Raw genomic sequence first — 14,814 nt, forward strand, 5'->3', positions numbered from 1 at the left:
CAGCAGCAGAGAGGAAATATTGGCGGATTCGATTACGAGATGTGGAATCAGAACTATACTGGTCAGGTTTCAATGAACCCCGGCGCAGGCTCTTTCACCTGCTCATGGAGCGGCATTGAGAACTTCCTGGCACGTATGGGCAAAAACTACGACAGCAAGAAGCAGAGATATAATCAGATAGGTTCTGATATTACTCTTACTTATGATGTTGAGTACACACCTAGAGGAAATTCGTATATGTGCGTATACGGATGGACAAGAAATCCTCTTATGGAATACTACATCGTTGAAGGCTGGGGCGACTGGCGTCCACCCGGAGACGGAGCAGAGAGAAAGGGTACTGTAACTCTCGACGGCAATACATATGATATTGCTAAGACAATGCGTTACAATCAGCCTTCTCTTGACGGTACAGCTACATTCCCGCAGTACTGGAGCATCCGTCAGACAAGCGGTTCAAGGAACAACACAACAAACTACATGAAGGGAACTATCCATGTTGGCAAGCACTTTGACGCATGGTCAAAGGCTGGTCTTGATATGTCAGGTACTCTTTATGAAGTATCTCTTAATATTGAGGGCTATAGATCAAGTGGTTCTGCTAATGTAAAGAGCCTCGCTGTTTATGAGAATGGTTATGACGGCGGTGGCGGCGGCGGCGGAAGCACACCTACAAAGACAGTAGAGCCCGATGCAAACGGCGACTACTTTACAAACGACTTCGAGAGCGGTGCAGGCGACTGGGTTGCAAGAGGAAATTCTTCTGTTACAACAAACAGCAGCAATTACTACGACGGCGCAAAGTCGCTCTATGTTACAGACAGAGCAAATGAGTGGAACGGCTGTGCTATAGCGCTTGATTCAAGTGCGTTCGTTCCTGGAGAAACCTACAGCTTCAGCGCTGCAGTCCTCCAGACCACGGGAAGTTCATCGACTATACAGATGTCTCTCCAGCAGGGCGACGGCAACAGCGCTTCTTATACACAGATCGCTGACTGTACAGCTAAGAGCGGCGAGTGGACAAAGCTTGAGAATACAGAGTTTACCATTCCTTCAAATTCTGGTGACCTTATACTCTACATCGAGACTCCTGAGAGCTCCGGCGACCTCTGCGACTTCTATGTTGACGCAGTTCAGGTATCCAAGTCCGGCAAGGCTTCATCGGTCGTAACAGGACAGGGTACAGTAGGTACATCGTCGGGAAGCACCCAGCCGGGCAACAATGATCAGCCTGGAACCGGTTCAAGTACTATCGATAAGAGCAAGACCATAAAGATCCTGCCTGCCGGCGACTCAATCACCAACGGTGACGGAGAGCAGGGCGGCTACAGAAAGTACCTCTACGATGCTCTTACAAAGAAGGGCTATAAGATAGACATGGTAGGTCCTAACGGAAGAGACAATGCTTCTGCTAACGGAATTACATATGACGACAACCATGCAGGCTTCAGCGGCTACCAGATCAAGGAAATTCCAAGCTGGGGACAGCAGCAGGGCGGCAAGGGAAGCCTTTACAACGAGCTCAAGAATGGAAACGTTGTTAAGCAGAATCAGCCTGATATCATACTTCTCATGATCGGTACTAACGACCTAACAGCAAACCGCTCAATGGATGCTTGTGCATCTGATCTCCGAGCTATGCTTGATTATATGCTGGCAGATATGCCTTCAGACGGCGTTATCTTCCTGTGTTCAGTACCTGAGCATACAGCTTACGGCGGAAATACACAGAAGATAGGCAACTACAACAACACAGTAAAGAGTGTTGCTGAGGAATATGCAAGCAAGGGTAAGAACGTTAAGTTTGCTGATGTTCACGGCTGTCTCGACGGCATGAACGATATCAGCGGCGACCAGCTCCACCCCAATGGCGGCGGCTACAAGAAGATAGGCAACTTCTTTGCAGAGACTATTGATGCATATGTTGCTGCTTCACAGCCTGCTGTTACAACTACCACAACAACTACTACCACAACGACTACTACCACAACAACTACAACTACAACAACCACTACGACTACTACTACCACTACCACATCAACAACTACAACGACTACTTCCACTACGACTACCACAACTACTGAGCCTGTAACAACAACTACAACTACTACAGCTCCTCAGCTTACAATGACAAAGGCAGGAGATGTAAACTGTGATGATACAGTTGATATGGCAGACGCAGTTCTTATAATGCAGTCACTCGCTAACCCGAATAAGTACGGTATTGGCGGTACATCTGCAAATGCTCTTACAGAGCAGGGCAAGGTAAATGCAGATACTGACGGCGACGGTCTTACAACAAACGACGCTCTCAGGATACAGGAATTCCTGCTTGGCATAATCAAGAACTTATTCTGAGGATAACTGAATCCGGTACTGATCCGGATAGGTAAAACAAATACAAAGCCTCCTATGACACAATGCCATAGGAGGTTTTTTACTGCCCTATTTCCTCTTCCAATGAAAATAAAAACCTCTCTCAACAAAGAGGTGAAACTGGCTCTTTGTCAACATTTAACCCTTGAATATTTAAAAAGGTGTACCTCATGTGGACTTTTTGCATGATCTGAATATGTGATCCGTATAAACAAAAACGGTGCTGAATAATCAGCACCGCTGTTTTGGAAACATATCATATCTTAGATGGTATATTCTGTGGAGATGCTTCTTCAGTTGGCTGCCTGTTCCAGAGCCTTTCTTGCGGCTTCTATTATGCCGTTTGAGCTGTATGTTGCGCCTGAGCAAGCGTCAACGCCGTCTGCGCTCATGCTGCTCTTAATCTGGGGAAGTACCTTATCCATTGCATCGTCGAAATATTCTGGATCGTCGTCGGAACTTGCATTGATAGAAGTGATAACGTCATCTTCAATGGTCAAGGTGACATGGACCTTTCCCTCGTAGCCCTCGCCTGTGCCCTCAAAAGTTCCGTTTCTGAACCTGTAGCTCTGCTGTGGAGTTTCCTCGGGCTCGTTGCTCTCCTGCTGATCACTGACGTTTTCTTCTTCGGTTATAGGCTGGGTCGTTTCCTCGGTTGCAGACTCTGTGGTCTTTTCAGTGCTTCCTGAGGTTGTAACAGCTGTTGTGGCTGCCTTGACGGAGGTAGTGGCCTTTCCTGTGGCGGTTGCTGTTACTGATGTGGTTTCAGCGGTAGTCTGAACGTCCTCCGGAGATTCAAAGGTTGGCTCAAGGGAGGTGCTGACAGGCTTTTGCTCGGTTTTTACGCTGCGTGATACTATTCCGCTCAGGCAAAGGGGAATGATGAAGGCAAAGGCGCATGCTGCATTGGGAATGAGCCTTGAAGCTTCTTTATTCTTTGAAAGATATGCCTTCCTGAGCCTGAGAACGGCATAGCCGATGAATACTGCGCTGTATACCAGGACGCTGAGAAAGTAGCCCTCCCTGCCCTTTTGAGCCTTGGGAACGAAAAGCACCATGATATGGATATATATCATAGCATAGAAAAGATAGGCAAGGCGCTGTATCTTTTTCCATGTCTTTGCGTTCATCTTCTTACGTACTGCCTTGAATGACATAACTGTAAGCGGGACCATTATCAGAGTCATTGAAACAGACAGGATACAGGTGATGACAAAGTCCCTGAAAGCGCTGCCTGTACCTGTTCTGCCGTTGATTATGCTTGTGATATAACGCATACCGAATGTGACGATATGTGCAAGTGTGAGTATAGCAGCGGTTATGGAAAGCTCTCCGCGTATTGGCATGAGCTTCTTTATGGGAGCCGAGCCTGCCGGAAGAGCTCCTGCCCACATAACTATCGCCCAGAATGCGGCTCCGAGAGCTCCGCGGGAGAACATTCCTATAACATAGTCCCTTATAAACGGGCTGGATATGGTTATACCGGACTGGGATACAAGGATAGATGCGGCAGTGAGGACAGCTGCTGTGATATAGAATACCGCAGGATGTTTTTTCAGCGGCTTGTCAAGACAGAAAGCGACAATGACCGCTATAAAAAGTGAAATCAAAAATAACATATTTATTACCTCTTATCATTGTTTTACCCACGCAGCAGTTAAGCTGCATGGGTAAAAATATCATGATTATTGATCGTTTTTCTTTCTGAGGACAAAGGCTGCTGCTCCTGCGAATGCTAACACAGTTACAGGCAGAGCCATGCTTTTGGCTCCGGTCTTGGGGCTGTTTGAGGTTTTTGTTGTTGTCTTTGCTTTAGTTGTTACCTTTACGGTAGTAGTTGTTGTATTCTGTGCCTCATTTTTAGCTTCAAAGCTGTAGGGGTTATTGTAGCCTGTGGAGTTGAGAGTGATATTATATGTACCCTCGCTTGTAAATACCTTTTCTTCCTTTACGGCTGTGTCGAAGTTTACGGAGTCGTCCTCGCTGAAGAGCTTGATGCCGTTTTTGCCGGTAGCTCTGTAGGATGTGCCGTTTATATCCACAGTGGAAAGATTGTTCAGGAAGTTTGCCTTGTCCTCGTCTGTGAAGCCGTCTGCTGTTGTGAGCTTGCCGTCGGCATACTTAACGGGTACATCGTTTGTAGAGAGAACGAACTGAGCTGTCATGGGAGCGTATTTGCCGCTCTCGTCTTCTACGTTGACATTATATGCTCCGGGCTTTGCGTTTGTGTAGCTTACCTCGGTCTCAGTAGCAGTCAGACCCTCGTCTGCTGTTATTACCTTTTTATAATCCTCTGGGAAGCCTGTGATAGAAAGAGAAGTCTTTCCTGTGCCTGCTGCAGCGTCCTCTGCCTTGACCTCGCCTGCAAACCTGATAGGAAGATACTGCTCGCCAACGTTGACAGTGGTATAGCCGTCAAGTGTGATAAAGGTTACCGAGGTCACGGTCTTTCCCTTTGAGCTTTCATAGTCTTCGTAGCTCACATGGTTTCCGTGGTATTCTATAGTCTTGATACCTGCAGACCATGCATAAGAGCCGTTTCTCCAGATATTTTCAAGGTGACGCATAGCGTAGTGGTCGTCTTCCTTTGTATTTACGATAACTCCATACAGTACCGTATTCTCAGGATATCCAGTTACCTTGATCTGATAGTCGCCGTAGTAGCTGTTTGTGGAAACGGTCGCAGAGCCGTCAACGGTTTGCTCGCCATTTGTGTCAACAAGCTTGGATACGCTGAGAGCGCCGCCTGAAAGTGATACCTCCTTATAAGCGGCAGGCTTGCTGTCAAGGGGAGTAAAGCCGTACTTTTCACTGAGAGCGGCAACGTCCTCAGACGATACCTCTACAGGGTATCTTACACCGAGAATAGTTCCGTTTCCGTCATTGTAGGTGCCTTCAACATACTCACCTTCGCCGTTCATCTTCCACTTCTTCTCAGTAGCAGAGGAAACTGCGTCTACCTCATAAGTGCTTTCGATCTCTGCTTTGTAGAAATCGGCGTAGGGTATTTCCATTGTACCGTATACCTTTTCGTTTTCCGCAGCAGACGATGAAAACGTTGCAGCTGCAAGCGACGCGGTACAGACTGCTGCACTGATGATTGAGATGATCTTGTTCATTAGAAATGCTCCTTTTGTTGTAAGTTTGTCTGGTAAATAATTTAAATAGACTAAGTATATTTTACAGCAAACAGCATGGTATGTCAATGTGAGTTTTTAATAACATAAATAATTAATATATGTCATTTTTTAGTCAAACAATGCATTTTGGCTGACATTACATGGGAACAAAGGCGCATATACAGTATATGACCTCCGCAGCATATCCTTTTTATTGATACAGTGAGAGCGATAAATGAGCTTTATCGCTCCCGCTCAGCCGCAGAGGTCATAAGCTTAGAATGGAGAGTGTATCAGTCGTTCTTCTTTCTGAATGCAAATGCGGATAATCCGGCAAGTGCAAAGAACGTTACGGGCAGCGCCGCACTGCTTGATCCCGTTTTGGGACTGTTGGAGCTTGCAGTAGTAGTTTTTGAAGCTGTGGTAGTTTTAGTCGTTGTAGTTGTTATCAGAGCTGTGGTCGTGGTAGTTTCCGCAGCCTGAGTATTTATCTCGAACTCGTAGTTCTTCTCATAGCCCGTCGCCTCAACTGTGAGCTTGTAATTTCCGGAGCCGTCGAATACATTTTCCTCACCCGACTTGGCATCAAGCTTTATCTCGCCTGTCTGAGAGTCGATAACTGTAGCCCCGCGCCTTCCTGCGGCATATCTCTTTTCGCCTACAGTTACGGCGGAGATGTTCTTGAGGTAGTTCGCAGCGCCTGTCAGGGAAGCTCCGTCAGCAGCCACAAGTTTGCCGTCAGAGTATTTCACCGGTATCTGGTCTGTTGAAAGGGTGAAGCTTCCTCTTATATCGGAGTACTTTCCGCCCTCGTCGGATACTGTGAGAGTGTAGTTTCCCGGCTGTGCGTTATTGTAGCTGACGGTGTTTCCCGATACCGTGAAGCCGTCTGCAACTGTGCCCTTTGCCTTGTAATCAGAGGGGAATGAGGAATTGTCAAAGGTAACGGAGCCCTTTCCGGACTTTCCACTCTCGACTGTAATGCTGTCGGTAAACTTAATCGGGAGATATCCATTCTGTCCTGAAAGTGTGCTGTAACCGTTGAGGGTAATGAATGTTACTTCAGTGATAGTCTGTCCCTGAGATGTCTTGTAGTGTTCCGAGGAGAGAATATTGCCGTGAGGCTCTTTCTCCTTGACTCCTGCACCCCATGAAATAGCGCCGTTTCGCCAGATGTTTTCAAGAGCGCGCATACCATAGTCAGTGCCTTCCTTGGTCTTGACGATAACGCCGTAAATATCGCAGTTTGCGGGTATACCTTTAACATTTATCTGATAGTCACCCCAACTTGAAAGGCTTGTTACAGTCATTTCTCCGCTGAGAGTTTCCTCACCGTCTGTATCGACAAGCTTGCCGAAGGACGCCTTGCCGCTTTCGACCGTAACAGGCTTGTATGCCTTTGGCTTCTCTGAGAGCTCCGTAAATCCCATTTTATCACTGAGGGAGTCAAGATCGGACTTGGATATCTCCACGGGATAGGTAACGCCGAGTATCTTTCCGCCGCCGTTTTCAGTTTCTGTATTGAAGGTGCCTGCGGCAAGTCCGCCGTTCTGCCACTTTCCGTCATCGCCTATGCTTCCTGTAGTGTTGCCCTTCCACTTGTTGGTGGTCGCGGAGGAGACTGCGTCCACGGGAACGCTGTTATTGAGCTCTGCTGCGTAAAAATCAGCGTAGGGGATATTCATAGTGCCGTATACCTTGTCGCCGTCAGCTGCAAAGGCTGAGAACGGAGCCGCTGCTGTCATGCAGGCTGCGGCGCATAAAATAGCTGTGATCTTCTTCATTTCCCTGTCTCCTTATGCAAGCTTTGCAGCAAGCTCTTTGAGCTTGGCAAGATCGTCGTCGGAAGCAGCTTCGTTTACGATGAAGCCCTCATCGCTGATGAGCTCTGCGCCTGCTGCCTTTGTACGGTCGTACCAGTTGCGCATCCACTCGCCGTCGCCCCAGCCGTAGGAGCCGAAGAGAAGTACCTTTTTGCCGCTGAGTGAAGCTTCTATAGATGTGAAGAAGGGCTCGAACTCGTCCTCCTCCAGTACCTCGGCTCCCATTGCAGGGCAGCCGAAAGCAAAAGCGTCATAGTCAGCTGCGTTTCCGCTGAACTCCGACACTGTGAAGAGCTCTGCATTGGCACCCTCTGCCGCAGCCTTGGCCATAGCCTCGGTATTGCCTGTGCCGCTCCAATAAATTACTGCTGTTTTCATATATTTTCCTCCTATTTTACAGCCTGAAACAAGTCCAGACCGTGGTTTAATCTATCGAACAGGATATCCCTGCAGCGATCGTAAGTCCTGAATGTCTGCCGTGCCTTTTCGGCGTTGCCGTATACCTTCCAGTAGCCGCAAAGCAGACAGTTTTTGCCGCCGTTGCTGATGAAGCCGCGTATATCTCCCACGGGATAGCCGAGAAAAGCGCCTATCTCATGGGGAAAGCTGCCGCAGCTCATACGGTCTGAGAGCCTGAGCAGCTTTTCTCCGATACTCATATCCGGGGTATAACCGTACTCGGCAAGAAGCTCCCGGACCTGCGGCATATCCAGCCATGCAGACAGCATTTTTTCATTGTAGATGTATACGAGGGTACGTTCCCGGCACCTGCACAGCTGCAGTGCCGTAAGTCCTCTTGCCGACAGCTTGGCTGCGGACAATTGCAGATATTCCGCAATCGTCCGCTCGCTTCTGCCAAAGGAGATGAGGCTTGCACACTTTACTCCCATCAGGGTGGGAGCGCTGTGGAATGCAAGGTCGCTGTCAAGCTGTATGCGTTCAGCTTCGGACATATTTTCTACCCTTTATACTTGTGAGCAGCTGCTTCAGCGCACTCACGCTGGAGCTGTGAACGTGCTCTACAGGCACGCCGTTTTTCTCGGAGCTCTTCTTTACGGCTCCCAGCATTTTATGGGAACAGGTCCCTGTGAAAACCACCATAAGATCAGGAGTACCAAGCTTGTTCTCGAAGTCCGCCGGCATTTGTGTGAAAACCTTGGACTTGAAATTGAATGATTTGCAGATATCCTGATAACGTGTTGCCATGCGGTCATTGCCGCCGACGATAACTATGCTCATATATTCCTCCTTTTTATGTATTAGTTTATACTAACTTATATCTCAATGTCTGGGGCGGTGCGAACACCGCCCCATAAACATTTCAACCTTATTTATGACATTTTCCGTGCATAGCACAGTGCTCGCAGTTGCAGCCGCAGGAGCTCTTGCCCTGCTTTCTGTCCTTTACCGCACTGACGATGATCGCTGTAACTGTGCCTGCCAGTATCAGTGATATGACGATAGTTCCGAGATTTTCAGCCAGCCATGCGAGCATATTATCACTCCCTTATGCTTTTATCTTTACGCTGCCCTTGAGCTTTGAAGCTTCGTGATACTTCTTAATAAAGAGCATATAGCATATAAACAGCAGTATCGCAGCTGCTGCGATAACGCCTATAGCATTTGCCTCTCCTGTGAAAAGTCTGCCGAACTGTGTTATCATAAGCGCTATTGCGTAAGCGAAGCTGCACTGGTATATGATAGCAAAGGCAGTCCATTTTGCGTTGTTCATCTCACGCTTGATAGCTCCGATAGCTGCAAAGCAGGGAGCGCAGAGGAGATTGAATACAAGGAAGGAGAAGCCTGTGATGCCTGTGAATTTTGAAGCAAGGGTCTGCCATACAGTGCCGTCGCCGCCGCCGTAGAGCACGCCCATAGTTCCGACGATATTCTCCTTTGCCACAAGTCCCGTGATAGAAGCCACGGCTGCCTGCCAGTTGCCCCAGCCGAGAGGAGTGAATATCCACGCGATGAGTGAGCCGAAGCCTGCAAGGAGAGAGCTGTCAAGCTGATCCTCGTCAAGCATACCGAAGCTGCCGTCAACTGTTCCGAAGCGTGACAGGAACCATACAACGATAGTGGAGATAAGTATGATAGAGCCTGCCTTCTTGATGAAGGACCAGCCGCGCTCCCACATGGAGCGGAGAACGTTGCTGAGTGTGGGCATGTGATATGCGGGGAGCTCCATAACGAAGGGGGCGGGCTCGCCTGAGAACATTGCCGTCTTTTTCAGCATGATACCGGATATGATTATTGCAGCCATACCGATGAAGTAGGCTGATACTGATATGAGGGGTGAGCCGCCGAATATAGCGCCTGCTATCATTGCGATGAAGGGTACCTTTGCACCGCAGGGAATGAATGTGGTAGTAATGATAGTCATACGCCTGTCGCGCTCGTTTTCGATTGTTCTTGAAGCCATAATGCCGGGAACTCCGCAGCCTACGCCTACCAGCATAGGTATGAAAGACTTGCCGGAGAGTCCGAATTTACGGAACACACGGTCGAGAACAAAGGCGATACGCGCCATATATCCGCAGGCTTCAAGGAAGGCAAGCAGGAAGAACAGGACCAGCATCTGCGGAACGAATCCGAGAACAGCTCCCACACCTGCGATGATACCGTCAATGATAAGTCCTTTCAGCCATTCAGCGGCGTTTACCTTGTCAAGAGCACTCTCGGCAAGAGCCGGGATACTCGGTATGAATACGCCGTAGTCCGCAGGGTCGGGCTCGTCGCCGATACGCTCTACAGTTGCAAGGGCTTCATTGTAATCCTCGATAGTTGCTGTTTCGTCTGTTGTTTCAAGAGTTTCCTCGTCCTCAACAGAGTATGTGAACTCGCCTTCGGGAGCAGTGCCGTTTTCCTCGATGTAAGCGTCATAGCCGTCGATTATCTGCTGTGCGCCTGCGTACTCGTCGGCGATTTCGGAGTATTTAGACGAGCCTATACCGAAGAGGTGGAAGCCGTCGCCGAAAAGGTTGTCGTTTGTCCAGTCCGTAGCCCATGCTCCGGGTCCCTTCATTGCTATGAGGTAAACAAGGGTCATTATGACCGCAAATATAGGAAGTCCCAGCCAGCGGTTGGTGACTATCTTGTCTATCTTGTCGGAGACTGTGAGGCTGCCTGCGTTTTTCTTGCGGTAGCAAGCCTTTATAACGTCCGCTATGTAGATGTAGCGCTCGTTGGTGATAATGCTTTCCGCGTCGTCGTCAAGCTCCTTTTCAGCGCCTTTTATGTCGTTTTCGATGTGCTTCAGTGTGCTTTCGGGGATATTAAGCTTTTCAAGGACCTTTTCGTCGCGCTCAAAGACCTTGATAGCGTACCAGCGCTGCTGCTCCTCAGGCATATCGTGAAGCACCGCTTCTTCGATATGAGCTATTGCGTGCTCAACAGGACCGCTGAAGGTGTGCTGAGGGATAGTTTTGCTGTTCTTTGCGGCGCTGATAGCCGCTTCCGCAGCCTCGTCAACGCCTGTGCCTTTCAGGGCGGATATCTCGACTATCTTACATCCCAGCTGCTTCGAGAGCTGTGTAATGTTTATCTTGTCGCCGTTCTTCTGAACAACGTCCATCATGTTTATGGCGATAACAACGGGTATGCCGAGCTCCACCAGCTGTGTGGTAAGGTAGAGATTTCGTTCAAGATTCGTTCCGTCGATTATATTCAGTATTGCGTCCGGTCTTGTTTCAATAAGATAATTTCGTGCGACAACTTCTTCGAGAGTATACGGCGATAATGAATAGATGCCCGGCAGGTCGGTGAGGATCACGTCGCTGTGCTTTTTCAGCTTTCCCTCCTTCTTTTCAACGGTAACGCCCGGCCAGTTTCCTACGAACTGGTTTGAGCCTGTAAGCGCATTGAACAGGGTGGTCTTGCCTGCATTGGGGTTTCCTGCAAGTGCTATTCGCAGTTCCATTTATATCTTCCTTTCAAGTTATTTGTAGCTAACATAATATCAAAAACATAAGGACTGAAAAGTCCTTATGTTTCATTCGACCTCGATAAGCTCGGCGTCAGCCTTTCTCAGGGACAGCTCATAGCCGCGCACCTTTATCTCTATAGGGTCGCCGAGAGGAGCTACCTTCCGGACGAACACCTCTGTGCCCGTGGTGAGTCCCATATCCATTATGCGGCGCTTTATCGCACCCTCTCCGTGAAGCTTCTTCACCTTTGCCGTCGAACCGACAGCTGTTTCTCTGAGCGTTTTCATATCATCACTCCATTCAGACCATTATTCTCCGCGCCATATCCGCACCTATAGCGATACGCGACTCCTTGACCTTGACAATGACGTTTTCGCCAAGTACGTTTATGAGCTTGACGGTCCCGCCTACGGTAAATCCGAGATTTTCAAGATGCTGGCGTACTTCAGGGCTTCCTCCCAGCTTCTTGATAGTCAGCTCCTTTTCAGGTTCTGCTAAACTAAGCGGCATCATTCTTCATCCTTCCATTCAGTTTATTTTTGTCATCATATTTTACTGTGATATATTGAAAAATCAGTTAGCACCTTATAACGAATAAATAATAGCACCTTAACTTACATTTGTCAACGATTTCAGAAATACGGCTATAAAGTTTGTATATAATAACAATTTGTAAGAACTGACTAACAGAATTTTTGGTGTTAAATAAAGAATTACTGCCGGGCTGTAGTAAGCGGTGTTATTTGTAAACCTGCGGAAACCTGAGAACTGTTTTTGCACCGGCTTTTTTAATAGACAGCGGACGGTTTATGTGATTTTTACACTATAATCTATGAATTGCAGAACAATTTTGTTAGCTCGCACAAATATAAGAAAACAAATTGACAGGGAGGGTAAATGATGATATAATCTAAATGTTAGTTAATTCTAACTAAATAAATCATTATGCAGGCTCCTTTCGGGTTTTATGGGATAAGTGCGAATATCCCGTATACAAGAGCCTGCACTGTCAATAATGTGTTTACCACATTAAATATATCAAAACAGGAGAATACTATGGACTATTTAGAAATCGAAAAGGTCGTGGGACGTGAGATACTAGACTCACGCGGAAACCCTACCGTTGAAGCTGAGATAACTCTCGCTGACGGAACTGTTGCAAGAGGAACTGCTCCCAGCGGTGCTTCTACAGGTGAATTTGAGGCTCTTGAGCTCCGTGACGGCGGAGAGCGCTACCTCGGAAAGGGCGTAACAAAGGCTGTTGATAATATCAATACTGTTATCGCCGAGACTATCACAGGCATGGACGCTTCCGACATTTACGCTATCGACGCGGCAATGATAAAGGCTGACGGCACTAAAGACAAGTCAAAGCTGGGCGCAAATGCGATACTCGCTGTTTCTATCGCCTGTGCAAGAGCGGCTGCGACCGCGCTTGATATCCCGCTTTACCGTTTCCTTGGCGGTATTCAGGGCACTAAGCTCCCTGTGCCGATGATGAATATCCTCAACGGCGGAGCTCACGCTGACAGCGCTGTTGATACTCAGGAGTTCATGATAATGCCTGTGGGAGCTCCCACATTTAAAGAAGCTCTCCGCTGGTGCGCAGAGGTCTTCCATGCGCTGAAAAAGCTGCTCAAAAATATGGGTGACGTTACAGCTGTAGGCGACGAGGGCGGCTTTGCTCCCAACAAGCTTACATCTGACGAAGAGGCTATCGAGAAGATACTCGAAGCTGTCAGGGTAGCAGGCTTTGAGCCAGGCAGAGACTTCATGATAGCTATGGATGCTGCTTCCTCTGAGTGGAAGAGCGAAAAAGGCAAGGGTTTCTACAAGCAGCCAAAGTCCGGAAAGGAATTCACATCAGATGAGCTTATTACTCACTGGGAGGCTCTTGTTGACAAGTATCCCATAATCTCCATTGAGGACGGTCTCGATGAAGAGGACTGGGAAGGCTGGCAGAAGATGACAGCTAAGATAGGACACAAGGTTCAGCTTGTAGGTGATGATCTTTTCGTTACGAATACGGAACGTCTTGCGAAGGGTATATCTCTCGGCGCTGGAAATTCTATCCTCATCAAGCTAAATCAGATAGGCTCTGTTTCCGAGACCCTCGAAGCTATCAAAATGGCTCACAAGGCTGGATATACAGCTATCTCATCTCACCGTTCCGGTGAGACTGCCGATACTACAATCGCAGACCTTGCAGTTGCGCTCAATACATGCCAGATAAAGACAGGAGCTCCCTCCCGTTCCGAGCGTGTTGCAAAATACAATCAGCTTCTCCGCATAGAGGAGCAGCTTGGTGCTTCTGCCTGCTATCCGGGTATGGGAGCATTCAATATAAAAAAGTAATCCAGATGAACCTTCCTTTCATAAAAAACTCGCCTGTTTTTCAAACGCAGGCGAGTTTTTTGCTATAACTTATACCGTATACAAGTATTACCCCAAAGATGAAGCTAACAGGCAAGAGCAATGATTTAATTTTGAGCAGTAATCGTTTATTGCTAAATTATGACCAAATATTGTCAAATTTAAGTTGCTTCCTTTACTTCTTTAGCTAAATATTGTATATTGATATGGAAGATATTATGCAAATGCACCAATGTTTATTAACAATAAACACTAACGGTGTATTTATTAAAGTGAGTTAACTGTTTGGTTTTATTTTCTTCTGAATAGATATCATACAGATTTTCTTCGTATTTAGGCTGTACGGGGAAAATCTGTATGATTCTAAGTGATAAATTAAAAATCGCCCTGTTTCGCTTTTTTATTGTTTTACAGTATTTTGCTCAGGGCTAATAAAAAAAAGGAGTGATTGAAATGAAACTTTCAAAAATGAAGAAGGTCATCAGCGGAACTCTCTCCGCGGTGATGATCGCAGCAAGTGTACCTCTAACATCTACAGCTGCTGTATCTGACATTGATTTAGGCAATATTATCAATGACAGTGTAGGCGGCGGCTGGGGCGGCAATGGCGGCGGCATGGACTGGAGCGGTTTTGCAGGCGGCTTCAACAACGGCGGCGGCAACATCGGTTCAGACGCTGGCAACGGCGGCAACGCACAGTCTGGTCTCAACGCAAAGATAAAGAATGATATGCCTACGACTGTTCCCAGTGGCGCTGAGAAGAGCAGTCAGTGTAAAGTTGAGAAGAAAACATATATGTGTAAATATACGGGCAAGCAGAAGACATGTAACGTTATTCTGCCTCCCAACTACAATGCAAGCAAGCAGTATCCTGTAATGTTCGTTCTCCATGGTATCATGGGAAGCGAGAACGATATGGTAAGCGGCATGGGCGTTCAGGAGCTTATGACTGGTCTTATGACAAGCGGTCAGGCTGAGGAGTTCATCGTTGTAACACCTAATATGTTCACAAGTAAGACAATGAGCGGTCCCAGCGGTATCAACCAGCAGACCTGCGCAGAGTATGATAACTTCCTCTATGACGTAACAGAGAGCCTTCTTCCTTTCATAAAGGAAAACTACTCTGTAAAGGAAGGCAGAGAGAATACAGCTATCACAGGTTTCTCAATGGGTGGTCGTGAGGCTATCTACTGCGGA

13 protein-coding genes are annotated in these 14,814 nt (G+C 47.6%); 3 read left to right on the forward strand and 10 right to left on the reverse strand.

What is annotated here, in order from left to right; genetic code table 11:
• The coding region (locus J6U00_RS09960) for a glycoside hydrolase family 11 protein (protein ID WP_296581460.1) at positions 1 to 2,358 on the forward strand (2,358 nt) is incomplete at its 5' end.
• A 311-nt stretch (positions 2,359 to 2,669) separates the two neighbouring features.
• On the opposite strand, the gene J6U00_RS09965 is transcribed toward J6U00_RS09960, so the two are convergent.
• The 10 genes from J6U00_RS09965 to J6U00_RS10010 all read right to left on the reverse strand — a co-directional run bounded on the left by J6U00_RS09965 (position 2,670) and on the right by J6U00_RS10010 (position 11,757).
• Positions 2,670 to 3,995 carry an FMN-binding protein gene (locus J6U00_RS09965; protein WP_296581462.1) on the reverse strand — a complete coding sequence of 442 codons (1,326 nt, stop codon included), beginning with the start codon at positions 3,993 to 3,995 and terminating at the stop codon, positions 2,670 to 2,672.
• Positions 3,996 to 4,061: 66 nt separating this feature from the next.
• Positions 4,062 to 5,495, reverse strand: a complete 1,434-nt coding sequence (locus J6U00_RS09970) for an NPXTG-anchored protein (RefSeq protein WP_296581464.1) — start codon at positions 5,493 to 5,495, stop codon at positions 4,062 to 4,064.
• Positions 5,496 to 5,788: 293 nt separating this feature from the next.
• The gene (locus J6U00_RS09975) at positions 5,789 to 7,279 is read right to left on the reverse strand and encodes a hemoblobin-interacting domain-containing protein (protein WP_296581466.1); all 1,491 of its coding nucleotides are present in this window, start codon (positions 7,277 to 7,279) and stop codon (positions 5,789 to 5,791) included.
• 12 nt (positions 7,280 to 7,291) lie between these two features.
• Positions 7,292 to 7,696, reverse strand: coding sequence for a flavodoxin (locus J6U00_RS09980; RefSeq protein ID WP_296581468.1), 405 nt, complete (start codon positions 7,694 to 7,696; stop codon positions 7,292 to 7,294).
• A gap of 11 nt (positions 7,697 to 7,707) precedes the next feature.
• Entirely contained in the window at positions 7,708 to 8,271 is a 564-nt protein-coding gene (locus J6U00_RS09985) for a DUF3793 family protein (RefSeq protein WP_296581470.1), read from the reverse strand.
• On the reverse strand, positions 8,258 to 8,557 hold the full coding sequence (locus tag J6U00_RS09990) for a DUF2325 domain-containing protein (RefSeq protein ID WP_296581472.1): 300 nt from the start codon (positions 8,555 to 8,557) through the stop codon (positions 8,258 to 8,260). The genes J6U00_RS09985 and J6U00_RS09990 overlap by 14 nt, the downstream gene beginning before the upstream one ends.
• A gap of 88 nt (positions 8,558 to 8,645) precedes the next feature.
• Positions 8,646 to 8,813, reverse strand: a complete 168-nt coding sequence (locus J6U00_RS09995) for a FeoB-associated Cys-rich membrane protein (RefSeq protein ID WP_296581474.1) — start codon at positions 8,811 to 8,813, stop codon at positions 8,646 to 8,648.
• A gap of 12 nt (positions 8,814 to 8,825) precedes the next feature.
• Positions 8,826 to 11,237 (reverse strand): ferrous iron transport protein B, encoded by a 2,412-nt coding sequence (feoB, locus tag J6U00_RS10000; protein WP_296581476.1) that lies wholly within the window; start codon positions 11,235 to 11,237, stop codon positions 8,826 to 8,828.
• A 72-nt stretch (positions 11,238 to 11,309) separates the two neighbouring features.
• On the reverse strand, positions 11,310 to 11,531 hold the full coding sequence (locus J6U00_RS10005) for a ferrous iron transport protein A (protein WP_296581479.1): 222 nt from the start codon (positions 11,529 to 11,531) through the stop codon (positions 11,310 to 11,312).
• Between the two features lie 13 nt (positions 11,532 to 11,544).
• Positions 11,545 to 11,757: a FeoA family protein gene (locus J6U00_RS10010; RefSeq protein WP_024860596.1), complete on the reverse strand. Its 213-nt coding sequence runs from the start codon at positions 11,755 to 11,757 to the stop codon at positions 11,545 to 11,547.
• 543 nt (positions 11,758 to 12,300) lie between these two features.
• Between J6U00_RS10010 and eno the strand changes: the two genes are divergently transcribed.
• Together eno and J6U00_RS10020 are read left to right on the forward strand one after the other, a co-directional pair.
• Complete coding sequence (gene eno / locus J6U00_RS10015) at positions 12,301 to 13,599, forward strand: phosphopyruvate hydratase (RefSeq protein WP_296581482.1); 1,299 nt, start codon at positions 12,301 to 12,303, stop codon at positions 13,597 to 13,599.
• 471 nt (positions 13,600 to 14,070) lie between these two features.
• Positions 14,071 to 14,814: alpha/beta hydrolase-fold protein (locus tag J6U00_RS10020; RefSeq protein WP_296581484.1), on the forward strand; the 744-nt coding region annotated here is incomplete at its 3' end.

Source organism: Ruminococcus sp. (assembly GCF_017650195.1).
GTDB lineage: Bacteria > Bacillota > Clostridia > Oscillospirales > Ruminococcaceae > Ruminococcus.